The organism is Kitasatospora sp. NPDC059408 (assembly GCF_042751525.1).
Lineage (GTDB): Bacteria > Actinomycetota > Actinomycetes > Streptomycetales > Streptomycetaceae > Kitasatospora.
On record NZ_JBHYWI010000006.1, the window covers coordinates 102,899 to 129,358 of the forward strand.

2 protein-coding genes are annotated in these 26,460 nt (G+C 75.7%); both read right to left on the reverse strand.

Features of this window, described 5'->3' with window-relative positions:
- Nucleotides 1–23: 23 nt before the first annotated feature.
- The gene (locus ACFXDE_RS06750) at nt 24–16,268 is read right to left on the reverse strand and encodes a type I polyketide synthase (protein ID WP_380491537.1); all 16,245 of its coding nucleotides are present in this window, start codon (nt 16,266–16,268) and stop codon (nt 24–26) included.
- A gap of 36 nt (nt 16,269–16,304) precedes the next feature.
- Nucleotides 16,305–26,459: an SDR family NAD(P)-dependent oxidoreductase gene (locus ACFXDE_RS06755; RefSeq protein ID WP_380491539.1), complete on the reverse strand. Its 10,155-nt coding sequence runs from the start codon at nt 26,457–26,459 to the stop codon at nt 16,305–16,307.
- Nucleotide 26,460: the final 1 nt, after the last annotated feature.

Genomic DNA, 26,460 nt, shown 5'->3' on the forward strand with positions numbered 1-26,460 from the left:
CGTCCTGCGGCTGCTCCCGGCCGCTACTCCTGGCCGCGCAGCCACTCCTCGACGATCTCGGCGGTGAGGGCCGAGTCCTCGCGGATCATCGACAGGTGGTCGGCGGCGACGCCGCGCACCTGGGCGCCCGGCACGAGCGGTTCGGCCTGGGCGCGCTGCTCGATGGGGGCCTCGTCGACGCCGGTCAGGGCGCGGTCGCAGGTGACGAGCAGGACGGGGGCCGTGGTGTGGTGGACCTCCAGGCGGTTGAGGAGGACCATCCAGCGGCCCATGGCGGACAGGCGGGAGTTGGTCAGCCGCACCGGCGAGTCGGCGCCGGTGAAGTTGAGCCGCATCATGCCGGTGTAGTCGGTGCCCTCGTCGGCGTTGTGCTGGAAGCTCAGCGTGTCGAAGAGGACGACGCCCGCCGGGCGGATGCCCCACGTGTGCTCCAGCAGGCCGGCCGCGGCGTAGGCGAAGGAGCCGCCGGAGGAGTGGCCGGCGAGGACGAACGGGTGGCCGTCGCTGGCGCGCAGGGCGCTCTCGGCGATCACCCGGGTGGCGACCTCGGGGGTGGCGGGCAGCCGCTCGCCGGTGGCGAAGCCGACCAGCGGGAGCGCCGACACCTCGCGCTCGCCGCGGAAGTGGGCGGCGAGCCGGGAGTACTGGTGCACGCCCGCGTTGGCCGTCGGCGCACTGACGCAGATCAGCCGGGTCGGGCGGGGCCCCTCGGCGAGGCGGGTCGCCCAGGGCAGGTCCTCCAGTTCGGCGGTCGCCTCGAAGGTGGGCCGCAGGGCGGCGACGGTGGCGAGCATGCGTTGGGCCTCGGGCACCTTGCCGTTGGCCAGGGCGTCGGTGAACAGGCGCTCCAGGGAGTCGAGTTCGGGTTCGCCGCTGGAGACGAGGACGGGTGCCCCCTCGCCGTCCTCGGTGCGCTGGTTGGCGAGCTCGCTGCGGATCCAGGTGGCGAGCTCGACGGGCGAGCGGCTGTCGAAGACGACGGTGGCGGGCATCCGCAGGCCGGTGACGGCGGCGATCCGGTTGCGCAGTTCGACGGCGGTGAGCGAGTCGAACCCGAGCTCGTAGAAGTCGCGTTCGGCGTCGACGGCCTCCGGGGAGGGGTGGCCGAGGACGGCGGCGGCTTCGGCGCGGACGGTGTCGACGAGGTAGCGCATGCGGTCGCGCTCGTTCAGGTCGAGCAGCTGCCGGGTGAAGTCGGCGGCCGCGTCGGCACCGCTCGCGCCGGCACCGGAGGCGGTGCGCCGGGCGGCGCGCACGAGTCCGCGGAACAGCGGCGGCACGTCGCCCTGGGGGCGCATGCCCCCGGCGGCCAGGCCCATCGGGATGACGAGCGGTTCGGTGGAGCCGAGCGCGGCCTCGAACAGGGCGAGGCCCTGCTCGACGGAGAGCGGCGGGATGCCGCCGGACTGCATGCGCCGCATGTCGGTCTCGCTGAGCTCGCTCGTCATGCCCGCCTCCTGGGCCCACGGGCCCCAGGCGAGCGAGGTGCCGGCGAGGCCGAGCGACCTTCGGTGGTCGATCAGGGTGTCCAGGAACGCGTTGGCCGCGGCGTAGTTGCCCTGGCCGGGGCTGCCCATGACGCCTGCGATGGACGAGAAGACGGCGAACTGGGCGAGGCCGAGGTGGCGGGTGAGCTCGTGGAGCTGCCAGACGGCGTCGACCTTGGGCCGCAGGACGGCGGACAGGCGCTCGGGGGTGAGCGCGGTGACGATGCCGTCGTCCAGCACACCGGCCGTGTGGATGACGGCGGTGAGCGGGTGCTCGGCGGGGATGCCGGCGAGCAGCGCTTCGGTGGCGGCACGGTCGGCGGTGTCGCAGGCGACGACGCGCGCCTCGGCGCCGAGGGCCGCCAGGTCGGCGAGGAGTTCGGCCGCGCCGGGGGCGTCCGGTCCGCGCCGGCTGGTGAGCAGCAGGTGGCGGGCGCCGGTGACGGCGAGGCGGCGGGCGAGGTGGCGGCCGAGGGCGCCGGTGCCGCCGGTGATCAGGACGGTGCCGTCGGGGTCGCGCTCCACGGGCATCGTGAGGACGGTCCGCTGGTACGGGTCCCCGGCGGTGCGGGCGTCGCGGATGTCGCGCGCGGCGACGGGCGGCGCGGTGAGTTCGCCGCGTCCGGCGAGGGCGGCGAGTTCCGCGAGGATCGCGGCGAGCTCGTCGGCGTCCGGTGCGGGCAGGTGGGCGAAGGCGTCGTCGTCGAGGACGAGGTCGGTGCCCGCCGCCGCACGCCCGAGGAGTCGCTCGGGCGGCAGGCCGTGGCCGAGCAGGGTCTCGCGCAGGCCGTCGGGGGCCGTGGCGGAGACGTCGGCGCCGAGGAGCAGGGCGAGCCGGACGGCGGCGGTGGCCGGTCCGGTGGCGGTGGCGTGCACGTGGACGGTCCAGCCGGTCCGGCCGGCCTGGACGGCCGGGCCGCCGAGGGCCTGCCGGGCGGGGACGAAGTCGGCGGCCAGGGCGGCGGCGGCCCCGAAGGACCAGCCGGCGGGCAGCGGGGCCAGCAGGCGCCGGTCGGCGACCGCCTTCGGCCCGGCGGCCAGCACGCCGAACACCTCGTCGCCCGGGCGCAGGTCCGGCACGCCGTCACCGACCGCCGTCACCACGCCGGCCGCGCCGGTGCCGTGTCCGTGAACCGCGGCGGCCCGGACGGCGACGGCGACCTGCCCGGTCGCGGGCGGCCCGGCCGCCTCGGGCGACGGGACCAGGGCCACGTCCTCGGCGACGTCCAGCCGCCAGGGCGTGCCCGCCGGGGGCAACAGCCCCGCGGCGTCCGCGAGCCGGGCCAGCCGGCCCACTCGCAGGGCGCCGCCGCGGACGGCGAACTGGGCCTCGCCGTCGGCCAGCAGGCCGGGCAGCAGCGGCAGCACCGCGGCCACGTCCTCGGTCCGTTCGACGTCGAGCAGGGCGAAGCGGCCGGGGTGCTCGGAGTTCGCGGTGCGGGCCAGGCCCCAGGCGGCGCCGCCGGGCAGGTCGCGGACGGTCTCGCCGTCGGCGGCCCGGACGGCGCCCCTGGTCACGAACACCAGCCGGGAGGCGGCGGCGCGGTCGTCGGCCAGCCAGTCCTGGACGAGGGCGAGCACCCGCGTGGTGTGCGCGTGGACGGCCTCGGGGACGTCGCCGGCCGGGCCGTCCAGGGCGACCAGGACGAGGTCGGGCACCGGGCGGCCGAGGTCCGCGAGGGTCGCGGCCGAGGATCCCGTGCCGTAGGCGTCCCGGCCGAGCGCGGTGCAGCTCGGCGCCGTGGCGGCGGGCGGCGTGGCCGGGGCGGGGACCCACTCGATCCGGAACAGCGGGTCGCGGCCGGTGCGGGCGGCGGCAGCGGCGGCCTGCGGGGCGCGCAGGACGACCGAGCCGACCGTCAGCACCGCGCCGCCCGCCGGGTCGGTGGCGGTGACGGACACCGTGTCCTCCCCGAGGCGGGCGACGCGCACCCGCAGGGCGGCCGCTCCCCCGGCGTGCAGGGCCACGCCCTGCCAGGCCCGGGGCTGCGGCAGCTGCTCCTCGGTGCCGACGCCGATCAGGACGGCGGCGTGCAGGGCGGCGTCGAGCAGGGCCGGGTGGAGGCCGAAGTAGCGGGCGTCATCGGCGGGTTCGCCGTCGAGCTCGACCTCGGCGAACACCTCCTCGCCGCGCAGCCAGGCGGCGCGCAGCCCCCGGAACGCCGGGCCGCGCCCGGGCTCGCGGTAGAAGCCGTCCAGGTCGACGGCGAGCGCGCCGGCCGGCGGCCAGGCCGCCTGGGCGTAGTCCGGCAGGTCGGTGTCCTGGGGCACGAGGGTGCCGGTGGCGCAGCGCGTCCACGGCTCGTCGGGGGCGGCGTCGCCGGGGCGGGCGTAACAGGCCACCGGGCGGGCGCCGGTGTCGTCGGGCGCGCCGACGCGCACCTGCACGACGGGTTCGTCGTCCTCGGCGAGCGGCAGCGGGTCGCCGAGCGTCAGCTCCGCGATCCTGCCGCAGCCGACCTGGTCGCCGGCCCGGACGGCCAGTTCGACGAGGGCGGCGGCGGGGAAGGCGAGCCGGCCGCCGATCCGGTGGTCGAGCAGCCACGGGTGGACGCGCAGGGCGAGGCGGCTGGTGAACAGCACGCCGTCGGTGTCGTCGGCGAGCGGCACCGCGGCGCCGAGCAGCGGGTGGTCGGCCGGGACGAGGCCGACGGAGGCGACGTCGCCGGAGAGGGCGGCCGGGCGCGGCCAGTAGCGGCGGTGGTCGAAGGCGTAGGTGGGCAGGTCGACCCGGCGGGCGCCGGTGCCGTCGAACAGGGCCGCCCAGTCGACCGGGACGCCGGCCGTGTGGAGCGCGGCGAGGGCGGTGAGCAGGGTGCGCTCGTCGGCGCGGTCCTTGCGCAGGGCGGCGGCGCGGACGCAGTCCGCGTCCTCGCCGAGGCTCTGGTCGGCGAGGGCGGTGAGGACGCCGTCGGGGCCGAGTTCGAGGAAGGCGGTCGCGCCGGCCTCGCGCAGGGCGCGGACTCCGTCGGCGAAGCGGACGGCCTCGCGGACGTGGCGCACCCAGTAGTCGGGGCTGGTGAACTCCCCGCCCAGCGCGCCCGTCAGGTTGGAGACCAGTGGGATCGACGGGGTGCCGTAGGAGAGGCCGTCGAGGACGGTGCGGAAGTCCTCCAGCATCGGGTCCATCAGCGGCGAGTGGAAGGCGTGGGACACCCGCAGGCGGGACGTCCGGCGGTCGGCGAAGTGCGCCTCGATCGCCGCCACCGCTTCGAGAGAGCCCGAGACGACGACGGAGGCCGGACCGTTTACGGCCGCGATCGAGACGAACTCGGTGAGCAGCGGCAGGACTTCGTCCTCCGTCGCCTGCACGGCGAGCATCGCGCCGCCGGACGGCAGCGCCTGCATCAGCCGGCCGCGCGCCGCCACCAGGGCGCACGCGTCGCCGAGCGAGAACACCCCGGCGACGTGCGCCGCCGCGATCTCGCCGATCGAGTGGCCCGCGACGAAGTCCGGCCGCAGGCCCAGGGATTCGACGAGCCGGTAGAGCGCCACCTCGACCGCGAACAGCGCGGCCTGGGCGTACGAGGTCCGGTTCAGCAGCTCCGCGTCCTCGCCCCACACGACCGCGCGCAGCGGCTGGTCCAGGTGCTCGTCCAGCACCGCGCACACCGCGTCGAAGGCGTCCGCGAACACCGGGAAGCGCGCGTACAGTTCCCGGCCCATGCCGAGGCGCTGCGAGCCCTGGCCGGAGAACAGGAAGGCCGTCGAGCGGGCCGCCGCGACGCCGCGGGCCACCTCCGTCAGGCCCTCGCTGCACGCGAGCAGCACGGCCCGGTGCTCGAAGGCGGAGCGTCCGGCGGCGAGCGAGAACCCGATGTCCAGCGGGGAGAGTTCGAGCGCGCAGGCGCGGGCGAGGTGGGTCTCCAGCGCGTCCTCGGAGCGGCCGGAGAGCACCCACGGGACGACGGCGGGCAGCACCCGCTGGTCGTCGGTGGGCTCGGCCGCGGCGGGCGCCTGTTCGAGGATCACGTGCGCGTTGGTGCCGCTGATCCCGAACGAGGACACCCCGGCGCGCCAGGGCCGGTCGACCTCGGGCCATGGCCGCGCCTCGGTGAGCAGGTCGATCGAGCCCGCCGTCCAGTCCACGACGGCGGACGGCCGGTCGATGTGCAGGGACTTCGGCAGCACGCCGTGCCGCATGGCGAGCACGGTCTTGATCACTCCGGCGACCCCGGCGGCGGCCTGGGTGTGGCCGATGTTCGACTTCAGCGAGCCGAGCAGCAGCGGCCGTTCGCGGTTCCTGCCGTAGGTGGCGAGGAGCGCCTGGGCCTCGATCGGGTCGCCGAGGGCGGTGCCGGTGCCGTGGCCCTCGACGGCGTCGACCTCGGCGGCGGACAGTCCGGCGCTCGCGAGGGCCTGGCGGATGACGCGCTGCTGGGACGGGCCGTTGGGCGCGGTGATGCCGTTGGAGGCGCCGTCCTGGTTGACGGCGCTGCCCCGCACGACGGCGAGCACCGGGTGCCCGTTGCGGCGCGCGTCGGACAGCCGCTCCAGGACGACCATGCCGACGCCCTCGGACCAGTTGGTGCCGTCGGCGGCGTCCGAGTAGGCCTTGCAGCGGCCGTCGGCGGCGAGGCCGTTCTGGACGGTGAAGCCGGCGAAGCTCACCGGCGTGGTCATCACCGTCACGCCGCCGGCGAGCGCGAGTCCGCACTCGCCGTTGCGGAGCGCCTGGGCGGCCCAGTGCAGGGCGACCAGGGACGAGGAGCACGCGGTGTCGACGGTGACGGCCGGGCCCTCCAGGCCGAGCGTGTAGGAGATGCGGCCGGACAGGACGCTCGACGCGAGGCCGGTGCCGGCGTGGCCGCCGATGTCCTCGCGCGAGTTCATCATGAGCGTCGCGTAGTCGAGGCCGTTGGTGCCGACGAAGACCCCGGTGCGGCTGCCGCCGAGCCGCTGCGGGTCGACCCCGGCGCGCTCCAGGGCCTCCCAGGAGGTCTCCAGGAGGAGGCGCTGCTGGGGGTCCATCGCGAGGGCCTCGCGCGGCGAGATGCCGAAGAAGGAGGCGTCGAAGTCGGCGACGGCGTCGATGAAGCCGCCTTCCAGGGTGGCGCTGCGGCCGCGGCCGTCGCGGTCGCCGACGAGCAGGGTCCGCAGGTCCCAGCCGCGGTCCTCGGGGAAGCCGGCGATGCCGTCGCCGCCCTCGGAGACCAGGCGCCACAGCTCGTCGGGCGAGGTGACGCCGCCGGGCAGGCGGCAGGCCATGCCGACGATCACGATCGGGTCGGCGTCGTCGGCCGCGGCCCGCGGGGCGGGCAGCAGCGGGCCGGCGGGGGTGTCGAGGAGCTCGGCCAGCAGGTGCTCGGCGAGGGCCTGGGCGGTCGGGTAGTCGTAGACGGAGGTGGCGGGGAGCTTGAGGCCGGTGGCCGCGCCGAGCCGGGCGGGCAGTTCGACGGCGGTCAGCGAGTCGAAGCCGAGGTCGCGGAACTTGCGGTCCGGGGCGACGGCGGAGCGGTCGGCGTAGCCGAGCACGGCGGCGACGTGGGTGCGGACGAGGTCGGTGAGCAGGGCGGTGCGCTCGGCCGGGGTGAGGGCGCGCAGGCGGCCGGTGAGCTCGGAGGCGGCGCTCGCGTAGTCGCGGCGGGCCACGGCGGCGGCCTCAAGGGCGGGCCGGGCGGCCGGGAGGTCGCGCAGCAGCGGGTTGCCGCGCAGGCCGACCAGGCTCTCCAGGACCTGCGGCTGCGTCAGGTCGAGCAGCACGAGCGCCGGGGCCGGGCGGGTGACGGCCTGGCGCAGCGCGGCCAGGGCGAGCTCGGGGTGCAGGGCGGGGACGGCGGCGCGCTGGGTGCGGCCGTCCTCCTCGGCCGGGGTGCCCGCGTCGGGGCCGGTGTACTCGGCGCCGATCCAGGCGCCCCAGGCGATCGAGGTGGCGGGCAGGCCCTCGGCGCGGCGGCGCTGGGCGAGCGCGTCCAGGACGGCGGCCGGGCCGGCCAGGGTGGCGCGGCCGGGGGTGCCGACGGCGCCCGCGACGGAGGAGCAGAGCACGAAGGCCGTCAGGTCGAGGCCGCGGGTCAGCTCGTCGAGGTGGAGGGCGGCCCCGGCGCGGACCCGGTGGACGGCGGCGAGGCGCTCGGGCGTCAGGTCGTCGAGGACGCCGTCGTCGACCGTGCCCGCCGCGTGGACGACGGCGGTGAGCGGGGCGTCGGCGGGGATCGCGGCCAGCAGGGCGGCGAGGGCCTCGCGGTCGGCGGCGTCGCAGGAGGTGATCGTCACGGCGGCGCCCAGGCCGCTCAGCTCCTCGGCGAGGTCGGCGGCGCCGGGGGCGTCGGGGCCGCGGCGGCTCGCCAGCAGCAGGTGGCTCGCGCCCGCGGCGGCGAGCTGTCGGGCCACCGCGGCGCCCCGGCCGCCGGTGCCGCCGGTGATCAGCACGGTGCCCGGGGTCGCCCCCGGTGTCCAGCCCGCGTCGGCTGCGCCGGCCGGGGCCGGGACCAGGCGGCGGGCGTGGACGGCGGCCGTGCGGATCGCGATCTGGTCCTCGGCGTCCGAGCCGTCCGGGCCGTCCGCGCCGGCGAGGACGGCGGCCAGCCGGCGCACCGCGGTCTGGTCCGGTGCCCCGGGCAGGTCGACGAGGCCGCCCCACTGCTGGGGGTGCTCCAGCGCGGCGACCCGGCCGAGGCCCCACACGGCGGCCTGCTCGGGCGCGGTCGGCGCGTCGGTGCGGGCCACGGCGACCGCGCCGCGCGTCAGGCTCCACAGCGGCGCGGTGACGTCCGCGTCGCCCAGGGCTTGCAGGAGGGCGAGGGTCACCGCGGCCGGGTCGGTGCCGCGGCCGAGCGCGAGGAGGGACAGGACGCCGGTGAACGGGCGCCCGGTCGAGGGCAGTTCGCGCAGCAGCGCGGCGAGCTCGGCGCGCTGCGGGGCGGGCACGGACAGGAGCAGGGCGTCCGGTCCGACGGCCTCGCAGGCCGCCTCCGTCCACGCCTCGTCGCCGTCCTCGGCCGGCGTGACCACCAGCCACGGGCCGGAGGGCCGGGCCGTCGAGCCGCCCGGCAGCGCGCGCCAGGACTCGTGGAAGCGCAGCGCGTCCAGCAGGGACTGGTCGCGGTGGTGGCGCCGCCAGGCGGACAGGGCGGGGAGCACCGCGCCGAGCGCGTCGCCGTCCACGGCGAGGTCGGCGGCCAGCGCGTCCAGGTCCTCGCCCTCGACGGCGGCCCAGAAGCGGGCGTCCAGCGGGTCGTCCGGCGCGGCGGCGCCGGGGCCGGCGGCCGGGGCGTGCGTCTGCGGCCAGTAGCGCTCGCGCTGGAAGGCGTACGTCGGGAGGTCGGTGCGGCGGGCGCCGGTGCCGTCGAACAGGCGTGCCCAGTCGACGGGCACGCCGACGACGTGGAGACGGGCCAGCGCGGTCAGCAGGACGGTCTCCTCGGGACGGCCACGGCGGCCGGCCGGCTCGACGACGGCCTCCGGGGCGTCCGCGAGGGTCTGACGGACGGCCGGGGCGAGGGCCGCGTCGGGGCCGAGTTCCAGGAAGTCGGTCGCACCGGCGGCGTGCAGCGTGCGGATCCCGTCGGCGAAGCGGACGGCCTCGCGGACGTGGCGCACCCAGTAGTCGGGGGTGGTGACGTCGCCGTCCAGGGAGCCGGTCAGGTTGGAGACCAGCGGGATCGAAGGGGCGCCGTAGGCAAGCCCGTTGAGGACGGTGCGGAAGTCCTCCAGCATCGGGTCCATCAGCGGCGAATGGAACGCGTGCGAGACCTTGAGCCGCGTGGTCCGCCGGTCGGCGAAGTGCTGCTCGATCGCCGCCACCGCTTCGAGAGAGCCCGAGACGACGACGGAGGTCGGACCGTTGACGGCCGCGATCGAGACGAAGTCACCCAGCAGCGGCAGGACTTCGTCCTCCGTGGCCTGCACGGCGAGCATCGCGCCACCCTCCGGCAACGCCTGCATCAGCCGGCCGCGAGCACTCACCAGCGTGCAGGCGTCCTCCAGCGAGAACACCCCGGCGACGTGCGCCGCCGCGATCTCGCCGATCGAGTGGCCCGCGACGAACTCGGCCCGCACACTCAGCGATTCGACAAGCCGGTACAGCGCCACCTCGACCGCGAACAGCCCGGCCTGGGCGAACTCCGTCCGGTTCACCAGCTCCTCGTCCGAGCCCCACACCACATCGCGGACGGGCAGATCGAACTGCGCGCACACCGCGTCGAAGGCCTCGGCGAAAACGGGGAAGCGGGCGTACAACTCCTTCCCCATTCCCAGGCGTTGGGCGCCCTGTCCGGAGAACAGCAGTGCCGTCCTGCGCTCGCCGTCGGCGACGCCCCTGGCCACCTCGGCGCCGTCCAGCAGCACCGCCCGGTGCGCGAAGCGCGACCGCCCTACGGCCAGCGAGAGGCCCACGTCGACCAGCGAGGCGTCCAGCCCTTCCAGTCGTGCGAGCTGCGCGTCCAGCGCGGCCTCCGACTTGCCCGCCGGCACCCACGGCACCACGCCCGGCGCCACCGACGGCTCCGGCGCGGGGGTCTCGGCCGGCGGCGCCTGCTCGACGATCACGTGCGCGTTGGTGCCGCTGATCCCGAAGGCCGACACGCCCGCGCGGCGCGGCCGGCCGGTCTGCGGCCACTCCTCCGCCCGCGTGAGCAGCCGGATGTCACCGGCCGTCCAGTCGACGTGCGAGGACGGCGCGTCCACGTGCAGCGTGCGGGGCAGCACACCGTGCTGCATCGACAGCACGGCCTTGATCACGCCCGCCGCGCCGGCCGCGGCCTGGGTGTGGCCGATGTTGGACTTCAGCGAGCCGAGCAGCAGCGGGCGTTCGCGCTCCTGCCCGTAGGTGGCCAGGAGTGCCTGGGCCTCGATCGGGTCGCCCAGGGTCGTGCCCGTGCCGTGGCCCTCGACGAAGTCGACGTCCGCCGCCGACAGGCGCGCGTTGGCGAGGGCCTGGCGGATGACGCGCTGCTGGGACGGGCCGTTGGGGGCGGTGAGGCCGTTGGAGGCGCCGTCCTGGTTGACGGCGCTGCCGCGCACGACGGCGAGGACGGGGTGCCCGTTGCGGCGGGCGTCCGAGAGGCGCTCCAGCACCAGCACGCCGGCGCCCTCCGACCAGCCCGTCCCGTCCGCGCCGTCCGCGAACGCCTTGCAGCGCCCGTCCGGAGCCAGCCCGCCCTGCCGGGTGAAGCCGGGGAAGCCGAGCGAGGACGACATCACGGTGACGCCGCCCGCCAGCGCGAGCGTGCACTCACCGCTGCGCAGGGACTGCGAGGCCAGGTGCATGGCCACCAGGGAAGAGGAGCACGCCGTGTCGACGGTGACCGCCGGGCCCTCCAGGCCGAAGGTGTAGGAGATCCGGCCCGAGACCACGCTCGCGGCCAGGCCCGTGCTCGCGTGGCCCTCGATGTCCTCCCGGGCGTTCATGACGAGCGTCAGGTAGTCCTGGCCACCGGTGCCGACGAAGACGCCGGTCCGGCTGCCGCGCAGCGCCGTCGGGTCGATCCCGGCGCGCTCGACGGCCTCCCAGGACGTCTCCAGCAGGAGCCGCTGCTGCGGGTCCATGGCGAGCGCCTCGCGCGGCGAGATGCCGAAGAAGGAGGCGTCGAAGTCGGCCACCCCGTGCAGGAAGCCGCCCTTGGCGGTGGCGCTGCGCCCCCGGTCGCCGGGGCCGCCGCCGAGCAGGGTGTCGAGGTCCCAGCCGCGGTCGGTCGGGAAGTCGGAGATGCCCTCGCGGCCCTCGGCGACCAGCGCCCACAGCTCCTCGGGCGTGCCGATCCCGCCGGGCAGACGGCAGGCCATGCCGACGATCGCGATCGGGTCGTCGGCGGTGGCGGCGGCCGCCGCGGCCGGGGCCAGCGGCTCGTCGTGCTGCCCGAGCACCTCCGCGAGGACGAGGTCGGCGATCGCGGCGGGGGTCGGGTGGTCGAAGACCATGGTGGCGGGCAGGCGCAGACCGGTGACGGCGGTCAGGCGGTTGCGCAGTTCGAGTGCCGTGAGGGAGTCGATGCCGAGGTCGTGGAAGTCGCGGTCGGCGGCGACGGCCTGCGGCGAGGCGTGGCCGAGGACGCCGGCGGCCTCGGTGCGGACCAGGTCGACGACGTGGCGCAGGCGGTCGGCCTCGCGCAGCTCGTAGAGGCGGGCGGCCAAGGCCGTCATGGTGGCGGCGCCGGTGCCGGTCGCGGAGGCCGTGCGGCGCCCGCCGGGCAGCAGGGCGCGGAACATCGTCGGCACCTCGCCGCGCGGGCGGGCGCCGGAGGCCATGCGGCCGGTCGCGACCAGGTACGGCTCGTCGACGGCCATCGCGGCGTCGAGCAGCGCGAGACCGTCCTCCTCGGTGAGCGGCGGAACGCCGGAGGCGTGGAGGCGGTGCAGGTCGGCTTCCGAGAGGGTCCCGGTCATACCGGCGGTGGGCATCCAGGCGCCCCAGCCCAGGGACTGGGCGGGCAAGCCCTGGTGGCGGCGCCAGTGCGCGAGGGAGTCCAGGTAGACGTTGGCCGCGGCGTAGTTGCCCTGACCGGCCGTACCCATCACACCCGAGATGGAGGAGAAGAGGACGAAGGCCTTGAGGTCCTGGTCCTTGGTCAGTTCGTGGAGGTTCCAGGCGGCATCGACCTTGGGACGGAGGACGGCCGAGAGGCGCTCGGGGGTCAGCGCGGTGACGATCCCGTCGTCCAGCACACCGGCCGCGTGCACGACACCCGTGATCGTCCGGCCGCCCAGAGCCTGCGCGAGCGCCTCGCGGTCGGCCGCGTCACAGGCCACGACCTCCGCACGGGCACCCAGCCCCGCCAGCTCCTCCACCAGCTCAGACGCGCCACCACGGCGGCTGAGCAACAGCAGTTCCCGCACGCCGTGTTCGGTGACGAGATGCCGGGCGACGAGACGACCCAGACCGCCGGTGCCACCCGTGATCACCACGGTGCCCGTGCCCCAGCCCGTCGATGGTTCACCGGGAGCCACCCGGGCCAGCCGGCCCACCCGGACGACGCCGTCGCGGACCACCACCTGCGGCTCACCCACGGCGAGCACCGTGTCCAGCGGGAGCTCGCCGTCCGCGTCCACGAGCACGAACCGGCCCGGGTTCTCCGACTCGGCCGCCCGCACCAGGCCCCACACGGCAGCACCGGCGAGGTCCGACACCCCGTCGACCGCACCCCGGGTGACGAACACCAGGCGCGTGTCCGCGAACCGCGGCTCCGCCAGCCACTCCTGCACCAGGCCCAGCGCCCACGCCGTCACCTCGTGCACGTCCTCGGGCGTCGAACCGCCCACCACCGGGACCACCACGGCACCCGGCGCGTCATCCCCGAGCTCGGACAGCTCGGCGACCTCGCCGCCCAGCGTCACCGCCGTCACGCGCTCACCCGCACGCGACGGCGCGGGCACCCACTCCAGCCGCAGCAGCGAGCCCGCCGCGGCCGCTCCCTGCACCACGGCGGCCGGCTCGGCCAGCGTCACGGCCTCGGCCGACAGCACCGGCTCCCCGGCGGCGTCCACGACGGCGAGCGCGAGCGTCTCCTCGCCCGTCCGCACGATCCGCGCACGCACCACGGACGCGCCCGAGGCGTGCAGCGACACCCCGGACCACGCGACCGGCACCAGCCCCTGGCCGTCCGCCCTCACCACGGCCGCCAGCAGCGCCGGGTGCACGCCGAACCCGGCGGCCTCGTCGGCCGCGTCGCCCGGCAGGGCCGCCTCGACGAAGGTCTCCTCGCCGCGCCGCCAGACCGACCGCAGCCCGTCGAAGGCCGGACCGAGGTCCGCCTCCTCCCGGAGCCCGGTCAGGTCGGCGACGACCGCGCCCTTCGGCGGCCAGACCGAGGCGTCGAACTCGGCGGTGCGCTCGCCGCGGACGACCTCGCCCGAGGCGTGCTCCGTCCACTCGGCGTCGGCGTCGGCATCCGGCCGGGAGAAGATCCGCACCGGGCGGGCACCGGAGGCCGCCGGGGCGTCCACCTGGATCTGGACGACGACGGCGCCGTCCTCGGGCAGCACCAGCGGCTCGGCGAGCGTCAGCCGCTCGACCCGGTCGCAGGCCACCTGGTCACCGGCGCGGACGGCCAGCTCCAGGAACCCCGTCGGCGGGAACACGGCCACGCCGCCCACCCGGTGGTCGCCCAGCCACGGCTGCGCCTTCAGCGACAGCCGGCCGGTCAGCAGCGTGCCCTCGGCGTTCGCGAGCGCGACGGTCGCGCCCAGCAGCGGGTGCTCGGCGGGCGAGAGGCCGGCGCCGGTCACGTCGCCGATGCGGCGGGACGGGCGCGGCCAGTAGCGTTCGTGCTGGAAGGCGTACGTCGGCAGGTCGACGCGGCGGGCGCCGGTGCCGTCGAACAGCCGGGCCCAGTCGACCGGGACGCCGGTGACGTGCAGGCGGGCCAGGGCGGTGACGAGGGTCTGCTCCTCGGGCCGGTCGCGGCGCAGCAGCGGGAGTGCGGGGGCGTCCGACTCGTGCTGGGCGAGGGCGGCGAGGACACCGTCCGGACCGAGCTCGACGAAGGCCGTGGCGCCGGCTGCGCGCAGGGCGTCGAGGCCGTCGGCGAAACGGACGGCCTCACGGACGTGACGCACCCAGTAGTCGGGGGTCGTGACGTCCTCGCCCAGGGAGCCGGTCAGATTGGAAACCAGCGGGATCGAAGGGGAGCTGTACGTAAGCCCGTTCAGGACGGTCCGGAAGTCCTCCAGCATCGGATCCATCAGCGGCGAATGGAACGCGTGCGAGACCTTCAGCCGCGTGGTCTTACGGTCGGCAAAGTGCGCCTCGATCGCCGCCACCGCTTCGAGAGAACCCGAGACGACCACGGAGGTCGGACCGTTGACGGCCGCGATCGACACGAACTCGCCCAGCAACGGCAGGACTTCGTCCTCCGTCGCCTGCACCGCCAGCATCGCACCACCGGACGGCAGCGCCTGCATCAGCCGGCCACGAGCACTCACCAGCGTGCAGGCATCCTCCAGCGAGAACACCCCGGCCACATGCGCAGCCGCCACCTCACCGATCGAGTGCCCGGCCACGAACTCCGGCTCCACACCCAACGATTCGAGCAGGCGGAACAGCGCCACCCCGACCGCGAACAACCCCGCCTGAGCAAAGTCCGTCCGATTCAGCAGCTCCGCATCCGAACCCCACACCACCTCGCGCAAGGGCACGTCCATCGCAGCGCACACCGCATCGAACGCCTCCGCGAACACCGGGAACCGGGCATACAACTCCCGCCCCATCCCCAACCGCTGCGACCCCTGCCCCGAAAACAGGAACGCCGTCGACCGCTCCCCCGCCACCCCACGCGCAACCTCGACCCCGTCCACCAGCACCGCCCGGTGCCCGAGCCGCGAGCGGCCCGCGAGCGCGAGGGCGACGTCCACGGGGGAACCGCCGACTCCGGCGAGCCGCTCCAGCTGCGCGTCGAGCGCCTCCTCCGACTTCGCCGAGACCACCGACGGCACCACGCCGGGCACGACCGACGGGTCGTCGGCCGCGGCATCCTCCTCCACGGCCTCCTCGACGATCACGTGCGCGTTCGTGCCGCTGATCCCGAACGCGGACACGCCCGCGCGGTGCGGCCGGTCCACCTCCGGCCAGGACCGGGCCTCGGTGAGCAGCTCGACGGCCCCCGCCGACCAGTCCACCTCGGCGGACGGCGTGTCGACGTGCAGCGTCTTCGGCAGCACGCCGTGCCGCAGCGCCATCACCGTCTTGATCACGCCGGCCGCGCCCGCCGCGGCCTGGGTGTGGCCGATGTTGGACTTCAGCGAGCCGAGCAGGAGGGGCTGTTCACGGTCCTGCCCGTAGGTGGCGAGGAGTGCCTGGGCCTCGATCGGGTCGCCGAGCGGCGTGCCCGTCCCGTGGCCCTCGACGGCGTCGACCTCGGCGGCCGACAGCCCGGCGGCGGCCAGCGCCTGGCGGATGACGCGCTGCTGGGACGGGCCGTTGGGCGCCGTCAGTCCGTTCGACGCGCCGTCCTGGTTGACGGCGGAGCCGCGCAGGACGGCGAGCACCGGGTGCCCGTTGCGGCGGGCGTCCGAGAGCCGCTCCAGCACCAGGACGCCTGCGCCCTCCGCCCAGCCCGTCCCGTCCGCCGCGTCGGCGAACGCCTTGCACCGCCCGTCCGGAGCGAGCCCGCCCTGCCGGGAGAACCCGGAGAAGCTCATCGGCGTCGACAGCACGGTGACGCCGCCCGCGAGGGCCAGCGTGCACTCGCCGGCCCGCAGCGCCTGCGACGCGAGGTGCATCGCCACGAGCGACGAGGAGCACGCCGTGTCGACGGTGACCGCCGGGCCCTCCAGACCGAAGGTGTACGACACCCGGCCGGACAGCACGCTCGCCGTCAGGCCGGTGGTGGCGTGGCCCTCCATGTCCTCGTCAGAGTTCATCACCACGCCGACGTAGTCGACGCCCGCCGTGCCGACGAACACGCCGGTGCGGGTGCCGCGCAGGCCCGCCGGGTCGATGCCCGCCCGCTCGAAGGCCTCCCAGGACGTCTCCAGCAGCAGGCGCTGCTGCGGGTCCATCGCGAGGGCCTCGCGCGGCGAGATCCCGAAGAAGCCCGCGTCGAACTCGCCGGCCGCGACGAACCCGCCCTCGATCGCGGCGCTGCTGCCGCTGCCCTCGCCGAGCAGCGCCGCGATGTCCCAGCCGCGGTCGGCGGGGAACCCGGTGATGCCGTCCTGCCCGTCCGCGACCAGCCGCCAGAGCTCCTCGGGGGTGGTCACCCCGCCCGGCAGGCGGCACGCCATGCCGACGATGGCGATCGGCTCGTGCCGGCCCGACTCGGCCTCCAGCAGTCGTTGGCGTGTCTGGTGCAGGTCGGCCGTGACCCACTTGAGGTAGTCAACGAGCTTGCTGTCGTTCGACATGGGGGGTGGTGCCTTCCTGTGATGAGGCGGGGTCGGTCAGCGGTCGCTCAGACGGCCGAGCTCGTTGTCGATGAAGGCCAGGACCTCGTCCGCGCTCGCTGCTTCGAGCCGCTCCGCAATGGCGTCCTCGGCATTCTGCGCGTCCTGGTTTCGCAATTTCTCCAGCATTCGGCGCAGCCGGAGGGAAACCGCGTTCCGGGTCGCCTCGTCGGTGTCCGCGTCCGCCAGGGCCGCGTCCAGGCGGTCGAGTTGGCCGAACAGCGCGGCGCCGTCCGCCGCGTCCTGCTCGTCGAGGAGCACGCCGAGCAGGTGTGCGCCGAGGACGGCGGAGGTCGGGTGGTCGAAGACCAGGGTGGCGGGCAGGCGCAGGCCGGTGACGGCGGTCAGGCGGTTGCGCAGTTCGAGTGCCGTGAGGGAGTCGATGCCGAGGTCGTGGAAGTCGCGGTCGGCGGCGACGGCCTGCGGCGAGGCGTGGCCGAGGACGCCGGCGGCCTCGGTGCGGACCAGGTCGACGACGTGGCGCAGGCGGTCGGCCTCGCGCAGTTCGGTGAGGCGGGCGGCGAGCGCGGCCACTGCGCCGGTGCGGCCGCCGGAGGACTCCGCCGTGCGGCGGGCGCCGCGGACGAGGCCGCGCAGCAGCGCGGGCACGGTGCCGGGCATCCGGGCCGGGCCGGTGGCGCGGCCGATGGGGACGAGGTAGGGCTCGTCGGTTCCCATGGCGGCGTCGAGCAGGGCGAGGCCCTGTTCCTCAGTGAGGGGCGGGACTCCGGTGGCGCGGATGCGGTGCAGGTCGGCCTCGGTGAGCGTGCCCGTCATGCCGGCCGTCGGCACCCAGGCGCCCCAGCCCAGGGACTGGGCGGGCAGGCCCTGTTGACGGCGCCAGACGGCAAGCGCGTCGAGGTAGACGTTGGCTGCTGCGTAGTTGCCCTGCCCGGCCGTACCCATCACACCCGAGATGGAGGAGAACAGGACGAAGGCCTTGAGGTCCTGGTCCTTGGTCAGTTCGTGCAGGTTCCAGGCGGCATCGACCTTGGGACGGAGGACGGTCGACAGGCGCTCGGGGGTCAGCGCGGTGACGATCCCGTCGTCCAGCACACCGGCCGCGTGCACGACACCCGTGATCGTCCGACCGCCCAGAGCCTGCGCGAGCGCCTCGCGGTCGGCCGCGTCACAGGCCACGACCTCCGCACGGGCACCCAGCCCCGCCAGCTCCTCCACCAATTCGGACGCGCCACCACGGCGGCTCAGCAACAGCAGCTCCCGCACGCCGTGTTCGGTGACGAGATGCCGGGCGACGAGACGACCCAGACCGCCGGTGCCACCCGTGATCACCACGGTGCCCGTGCCCCAGCCCGTCGAGGGTTCACCGGGAGCCACCCGGGCCAGCCGGCCCACCCGGACGGCTCCGGCCCGCGCAGTGAACTGGAAGTCGCCGCCGTCCACTTGGGCACAGAGGACGGGCAGCGCCGCCTCGACGTCCGACGCACGCTCGACGTCGAGCAGGGCGAACCGGCCCGGGTTCTCCGCCTCGGCCGCCCGGACGAGACCCCAGACCGCGCCGCCGACGAGGTCCGCGACCTCCCCGCCCGGCACCGCGCCCCGGGTGACGAACACCAGGCGGGCGTCGGCGAAGCGCGGCTCGGCCAGCCACTCCTGCACCAGGCCCAGCGTCCACGCCGTCACCTCGTGCGCCTGCTCGGGCGTCGAACCGCCCGCCACGGGCACGAGCACGACCTCCGGCACCTCTCCCGGCACGTCGGCGAGCGACAGCACGTCCTCGCCCAGCGTGACGGCCCGCACGGGCGCGGTGGCGCGCGCCGGGACGTCCACCCAGTCGAGCCGCAGCAGCGCCCCGGCCAGGTCGGCCCGCTCGGCCACGGCGGCCGGCTCGCCCAGCGTCAGCGACCCGGCCGACAGCACGGGGCCGCCCGCCGCGTCCGCGACCTCCACGGACACCGCGTCCTCGCCCGCCCTCGCGACCCGCAGCCGCACGACGGCCGCGCCGGTCGCGTGCAGCGTCACGTCGCGCCAGTCCGTGGGCACCAGCCGCGCGCCGTCGTCCGCCCCGGTGAGGGCGGCGATCTGGACGGCCGCCTCCAGCAGCGCCGGATGCAGCCCGTACGGCGCCGCGTCCTCGGCCCGGCCCGGCAGGACGGCCTCCGCGAACACCTCGTCGCCCCGCCGCCACACCGCCTGCAGCGTGCGGAACGCCGGGCCGTGGTCCAGCGGGTCGTGGCAGGACGCCGGATCCACCGCCACCGCGTCCGCCGGGGGCCACGCGGAGGCGTCGAAACCGGCTTCCCGCTCGCCCACGGCCAGCGCGCCGGTGGCGTGACAGGTCCACGGGCCGTCCACGGCCTCCGCCGGCCGGGCGTAGCAGCTCAGCGAACGCGTCCCGGCCTCGTCCGGCGCGCCGGCCACCAGCTGGACGACGACGGCGCCGTCCTCGGGCAGCACCAGCGGCTCGGCGAGCGTCAGCCGCTCGACCCGGTCGCAGGCCACCTGGTCACCGGCCCGGACGGCCAGCTCCAGGAACCCCGTCGGCGGGAACACGGCCACGCCGCCCACCCGGTGGTCGCCCAGCCACGGCTGCGCCTTCAGCGACAGCCGGCCGGTCAGCAGCACGTTGCCCGAGTCGGCCGGGGAGACCACCGCGCCCAGCAGCGGGTGCTCGGCCGACTGCAGGCCCGCGCCGGTGACGTCGCCCGTGTGCGCGGCCTGGGCGGGCCAGTAGCGCTCGCGCTGGAAGGCGTACGTCGGGAGGTCGGTGCGGCGGGCGCCGGTGCCCTCGAACAGCCGGGCCCAGTCGACAGGCACGCCGGTGACGTGCAGGCGGGCGAGGGCGGTGACGAGGGTGTGCTCCTCGGGCCGGTCGCGGCGCAGCGCGGGGGCCGCGACGCGGTCACCGCCCTCGTCGAGGTTCTGCGCGGCGAGGGCGGTGAGCACGCCACCGGGGCCGAGCTCCAGGTAGTCCGTGGCACCGGCTGCGTCGAGGGCGAGGATCCCGTCGGCGAAGCGGACGGCCTCGCGGACGTGGCGCACCCAGTAGTCGGGGGTGGTGACGTCCTCGCCGCCGAGCTCACCGGTGAGGTTGGAGACCAGCGGGATCGAAGGGGCCTGGTACGTCAGTCCGTTGAGGACCTCGCGGAAGTCCGCCAGCATCGGATCCATCAGCGGGGAGTGGAACGCGTGCGAGACCTTCAGCCGCGTGGTCTTACGGTCGGCGAAGTGCGCCTCGATCGCCGCCACCGCTTCGAGAGAGCCCGAGACGACCACGGAGGTCGGACCGTTGACGGCCGCGATCGACACGAAGTCGCCCAGCAACGGCAGGACTTCGTCCTCCGCGGCCTGCACGGCGAGCATCGCACCACCGGACGGCAGCGCCTGCATCAGACGGCCACGAGCACTCACCAGCGTGCAGGCGTCCTCCAGCGAGAACACCCCGGCCACATGCGCAGCCGCGATCTCACCGATCGAGTGGCCCGCCGCGAACTCGGCCCGCACGCCCAGCGATTCGACGAGCCGGTACAACGCCACCTCGACCGCGAACAACGCGGCCTGGGCGAACTCCGTCCGGTCCAGCAGCTCCTCGTCCGAGCTCCACACCACATCGCGGACGGGCAGATCGAACTGCGCACACACCGCATCGAACGCCTCCGCGAACACCGGGAACCGGGCATACAACTCCCGCCCCATCCCCAGCCGCTGCGACCCCTGCCCCGAGAACAGCAACGCGAGCCGCCGCTCTCCCGCCGTACCGCGCGCCACCTCGGCGCCGTCCAGCAGCACCGCCCGGTGCCCGAACCGCGGCCGCCCGGCCAGCGACAGCCCGACGTCCACCGACGAGCCGGCCACCCCGGCGAGCCCGGCCAGTTGCGCGTCCAGCGCGGCCCCCGACGCTCCCGAGACCACCCATGGCACCACGCCGGGCGCCGAGCCCGGCGCCTCCGCGTCATCCACGACAGCCGCCTGCTCGACGATCACGTGGGCGTTCGTCCCGCTGATCCCGAACGACGAGATCCCGGCCCGGCGAGGGCGCCCGGCCTCGGGCCACTCGCGCGCCTCCGTCAGGAGCTCCACCGCGCCGGCCGACCAGTCGACGTGCGAGGACGGCGCGTCGACGTACAGCGTCTTCGGCAGCACGCCCGCCCGCATCGCCTCCACCATCTTGATCACGCCCGCGACCCCGGCCGCCGCCTGGGTGTGTCCGAGGTTGGACTTCACCGAGCCGAGGAACAGCGGGAGTTCACGCGCCTGCCCGTACGTGGCGAGCAGCGCCTGCGCCTCGATCGGGTCCCCGAGCATCGTTCCCGTGCCGTGCGCCTCGACGGCGTCGACCTCTCCGGCCGACAGGCGCGCGTTGGCGAGGGCCTGGCGGATGACGCGCTGCTGGGACGGGCCGTTGGGGGCGGTGAGGCCGTTGGAGGCGCCGTCCTGGTTGACGGCGCTGCCGCGCACGACGGCCAGCACCGGGTGCCCGTTGCGCTGCGCGTCCGAGAGGCGCTCCAGCACCAGCACGCCGGCGCCCTCCGACCAGCCCGTCCCGTCCGCGCCGTCCGCGAAGGCCTTGCAGCGCCCGTCCGGGGCCAGCCCGCCCTGGCGGGTGAAGCCGAGGAAGCTCATCGGTGTGGACAGGACGGTCACGCCGCCGGCCAGGGCCAGGGTGCACTCGCCGCTGTTCAGGGACTGCGCGGCCAGGTGCATCGCCACGAGCGAGGAGGAGCAGGCGGTGTCGATCGTGAGCGCCGGGCCCTCCAGGCCGAAGCAGTAGGACACCCGGCCCGAGATCACGCTGTTGGCCAGCCCGGTGCTCGCGTGGCCCTCCACCTCCTCCCGGGAGTTCATCACCAGCGAGGCGTAGTCCTGGCCCGTCGTGCCGACGAAGACGCCGGTCCGGCTGCCGCGCAGCGCGGTCGGGTCGATGCCCGCCCGCTCGAAGGCCTCCCAGGACGTCTCCAGCAGCAGGCGCTGCTGCGGGTCCATCGCGAGGGCCTCGCGCGGAGAGATCCCGAAGAAGCCCGCGTCGAAGTCCCCGAGGCCGGCGAGGAAGCCGCCCTGGCGGGTGGCGCTCACGCCGTGGCCGGTGCCGAAGAGCGCGTCGAGGTCCCAGCCGCGGTCGGTCGGGAAGTCGGTGATGCCGTCGCGGCCCTCGCTCAGGAGCCGCCAGAGGTCCTCGGGGGTCCGCACGCCGCCCGGCAGGCGGCAGGCCATGCCGACGATCGCGATCGGCTCCCCGGCGTCGGCGGTCGTGGCCACCGGTGCCGCCACCTCGTCCTCATCGTCGAGGAGCTCCCCGAGGAGGTGCGCGGCGAGGGCGTGCGGGGTCGGGTAGTCGAAGACCATCGTCGCCGGAAGCCGCAACCCGGTGACGTCGGCCAGGCGGTTGCGCAGCTCGATCGCGGTGAGGGAGTCGAAGCCGAGGTCCCGGAACTCCCGCCCGGGGTCGACCGCCTGGCCCGAGGCGTGGCCGAGGACGCCGGCGGCCTCCGCGCGGACGAGGTCGACGAGGTGGCGCAGGCGGTCGCCCTCGCGCAGCTCGTACACGCGGGCGGCGAGGGCCGTGCCCGTGGTGCTCACGGCGGTGCGGCGCCCGGCGGGCAGGAGGGCGCGGAACATCGTCGGCACCTCGCCGCGCGGGCGGGCGCCCGCGGCCATGCGGCCGGTCGCGACCAGGTACGGCTCGTCGACGGCCATCGCGGCGTCGAGCAGCGCGAGGCCGTCCTCCTCGGTGAGCGGCGGGACGCCGGAGGAGCGGATGCGGTGCAGGTCGGCCTCGGTGAGCGTGCCCGTCATGCCGGCGGTCGGCACCCACGCACCCCAGCCCAGGGACTGGGCGGGCAGGCCGTTCTGACGGCGCCAGACGGCAAGCGCGTCGAGGTAGACGTTCGCCGCCGCGTAGTTGCCCTGGCCGGCGCTGCCCAGGACACCGGAGATGGAGGAGAACAGGACGAAGGCCTTGAGGTCCTGGTCCTTGGTCAGCTCGTGCAGGTTCCACGCCGCGTCGACCTTGGGACGCAGGACGGCAGCGAGTCGCCCGGGCGTCAGTGCGCTCACGACGCCGTCGTCCAGCACACCCGCCGCGTGCACGACGCCCGTGATCGTCCGGCCCTTCAGGGCCTCGGCGAGCGCCTCGCGATCGGCGGCGTCACAGGCCACGACCTCGACGTCGGCGCCCAGCTCGCGCAGGTCCTCCAGCCACACACCGACGCCCCCGCGGCGGCTCAGCAACAGCAGGTCCCGGACGCCGTGTTCCGCCACCAAGTGGCGTGCGACGAGACGGCCAAGACCGCCAGTGCCGCCCGTGACGACGACCGTTCCCTCGCCCCAGCCCGCGGACGACCCACCGCCGGGAGCCCGGGTCAGCCGGCCGACGCGCACGGCACCGTCGCGGACCACCACCTGCGACTCTCCGGTCGCCAATACGGCGTCCAACGGGAGCTCGCCGTCCGTGTCCACGAGCACGAAGCGGCCCGGGTTCTCCGACTCCGCCGCCCGCACCAGGCCCCACACGGCAGCGCCCGCGAGGTCCGACACCCCGTCGACCGCGCCCCGGGTGACGAGGACGAGGCGCGCATCCGCGAACCGCGGCTCCGCCAGCCACTCCTGCACCAGGCCCAGCGCCCACGCCGTCACCTCGTGCACCCGCTCGGGCGTCGAACCGCCCGCCACCGGCACGACCACGACCTCCGGCACGTCGTCACCGAGCTCGGACAGCCCGGCGACCTCTACGGACCGAACGCCCACCGGCCGGGCGGGCACAGCCGCGACCCATTCCAGCCGCAGCAATGACCCGTTCGCCCCGTGAGAGGCGGCGGCCGGCTCACCCAGCTCCACGGACTCCGCCGAGAGCACGAGCTCGCCCGCCGCGTCGGCGAGGGCCAGCGACACCGTGTCCGCGCCCGTCCGCACCAGCCGGGCGCGCGCCACCGTGGCGCCCGTGGCGTGCAGCGACACCCCGGACCAGGCCACGGGGACGAGCCCCCGGCCGTCCGCCCGCAGGACGGCGGCCAGCAGCGCGGGGTGCAGCCCGAACCCGGCTGCCGTGCCCGCCAGTTCGGCCGGGAGCTCGGCCTCGGCGAAGGTCTCCTCGCCGCGCCGCCAGACGCCGGCACCGTCCGTGACCGCGTCGTCCGCGACCGCGCCGGTCGGCGGCCAGACCGCCGCCTCGAAGTCGGCGGCGCGCGCTCCCGTGGTCAGCACCCCGGTGGCGTGTTCGGTCCAGGGCTCGTCGAGCCCGCCGTCGGGGCGCGAGAAGAACGTCACCGTCCGCGCCCCCGACCCGTCCGGCGCACCGGCCCGGACCTGGAGCATGGTGCCCGCGTCCAGCGCGAGCGGCCGGGTCACGGTGAGCCGCTCGACCCGGTCGCAGCCGACGTGGTCGCCGACCCGGATCGCCAGCTCCAGGAACCCGGCCGACGGGAAGACGTCCGCGTCGCCGTCCCACGCCGCCGTGCCGGGCGCGAGCCGGCCGGTGAAGACGACGCTGTCCGTGCCCGCGAGCGGCACGGCGGCGCCGAGCAGCGGGTGGTCCGCCGCCAGCAGACCGGCGGAGGCGACGTCGCCGACGCCGTTGCCCAGGGCGGGCCAGTAGTGCTCGTGCTGGAAGGCGTACGTCGGCAGGTCGACGCGGTGGGCGCCGGTGCCGTCGAACAGCCGGGCCCAGTCGACGGGGACGCCGGTGACGTGCAGGCGTGCCAGGGCGGTGACGAGGGTCTGCTCCTCGGGCCGGTCGCGGCGCAGGAGCGGGAGTGCGGGGGCGTCCGACTCGTGCTGGGCGAGGGCGGCGAGGACGCCGTCCGGACCGAGCTCGACGAAGGCCGTGGCGCCGGCTGCGCGCACGGCGTCGAGGCCGTCGGCGAAACGGACGGCCTCACGGACGTGACGCACCCAGTAGTCGGGGGTCGTGACGTCCTCGCCCGGGGAGCCGGTCAGATTGGAGACCAGCGGGATCGAAGGGGCCTGGTACGTCAGTCCGTTGAGGACCTCGCGGAAGTCCTCCAGCATCGGATCCATGAGCGGCGAGTGGAACGCGTGCGAGACCTTCAGCCGCGTGGTCTTGCGGTCGGCGAAGTGCGCCTCGATCGCCGCCACCGCTTCGAGAGAACCCGAGACGACCACGGAGGTCGGACCGTTGACGGCCGCGATCGACACGAACTCGCCCAGCAGCGGCAGGACTTCGTCCTCCGTCGCCTGCACGGCGAGCATCGCACCACCGGACGGCAGCGCCTGCATCAGACGCCCGCGAGCGCTCACCAGCGTGCAGGCATCCTCCAGCGAGAACACCCCGGCCACATGCGCAGCCGCCACCTCGCCAATCGAGTGCCCGGCCACGAACTCCGGCTCCACACCGAACGATTCGACGAGACGGTAAAGCGCCACCTCGACGGCGAACAGCCCCGCCTGGGCATACTCCGTCCGATTCAACAGCTCCGCATCAGAACCCCAGACCACCTCGCGCAAATCCGGATCCAGCTCCGCACACACCTCGTCGAAGGCTGACGCGAACACCGGGAACCGGGCGTACAACTCCCGCCCCATCCCCAACCGCTGCGACCCCTGCCCCGAAAACAGGAACGCCGTCGACCGCTCCCCCGCCACCCCACGCGCAACCTCGACCCCGTCCACCAGCACCGCCCGGTGCCGGAACCGCGACCGCCCGGCCAGCGACAGCCCCACGTCCACCGGCGAGCCGACGACGCCGCCGAGCCGCTCCAGCTGCGCGTCCAGCGCGGCCCCCGACTTCGCCGAGACCACCCACGGCACCACGCCAGGCGCCGAGCCCGGCGCCTCCGCCTGATCCACGACAGGCGCCTGCTCGACGATCACGTGCGCGTTCGTCCCGCTGATCCCGAAGGAGGACACGCCCGCCCGTCGCGGCCGCTCGTCCCCCGGCCACTCGCGCGCCTCGGTCAGCAGCCGCACCGCGCCCGCCGACCAGTCCACGCGCGAGGACGGCGTGTCCGCGTGCAGCGTCTTCGGCAGCACACCGTGCCGCAGCGCCTGCACCATCTTGATCACGCCCGCGACCCCGGCCGCCGCCTGGGCGTGGCCGAAGTTGGACTTGACCGAGCCCAGCCACAGCGGCCGCCCGTCCTCCCGGCCCTGCCCGTAGGTGGCGAGCAGCGCCTGGGCCTCGATCGGGTCGCCTAGCGGCGTGCCCGTCCCGTGGCCCTCGACGGCGTCGACCTCGGCGCCCGACAGCCCCGCGTTCGCCAGCGCCTGGCGGATCACCCGCTGCTGCGAGGGCCCGTTGGGCGCGGTGAAGCCGTTGGATGCGCCGTCCTGGTTCACCGCCGAGCCCCGGACGACCGCGAGCACCGGGTGCCCGTTGCGGCGGGCGTCCGAGAGCCGCTCCAGCACCAGCACACCGACGCCCTCGGCCCAGCCCGTCCCGTCGGCCCCGTCGGCGAACGCCTTGCAGCGCCCGTCCGAGGCCAGTCCGCCCTGCCGGGAGAACTCCATCAGCGAGCCGGGCGTCGCCATCACGTTGACGCCGCCCGCGACGGCGAGCGTGCACTCGCCGGCCCGCAGCGCCTGGACCGCCCAGTGCAGCGCGACCAGCGAGGACGAGCAGGCGGTGTCGACCGTCACCGCCGGGCCCTCGAGACCGAGGGTGTAGGAGAGGCGGCCGGAGAGCGCCGAGGCGGCGATGCCGGTGCCGATGTCGCCGGTGGCGTCGGCCAGGGAGCGCACCAGCAGGTACGCGTAGTCCTGGCCGTTGGTGCCGAGGAAGACGCCGGTGCGGCTGCCGCGCAGGCCCGCCGGGTCGAGGCCGGCCCGCTCGAACGCCTCCCACGAGGTCTCCAGCAGCAGGCGCTGCTGGGGGTCGGTGGAGACGGCCTCGCGCGGCGAGATGCCGAAGAAGTCGGCGTCGAAGCCGGACACCGAGTCGAGGAAGCCGCCGCGCCGCGAGACGCGGGTGCCGCGCTCGTCGACGCCGGCGTCCGCCAGCGCGCCGAGGTCCCAGCCGCGGTCCTCCGGATAGCCGCCGGTGGCGTCGGTGCCGGCCGCCACGAGGTCCCAGAGGTCCTCGGGCGAGGCGACGCCGCCGGGGTAGCGGCAGCCCATGCCGATGACGGCGACGGGCTCGGCGGCCGCGTCCAGGAGCTGCCGGTTCTGCTTGCGCAGCCGTTCGGTCTCCTTCATCGAGGACCGGAGAGCGGCGACTACCTTGTCGTGGGGCGTGGTCATG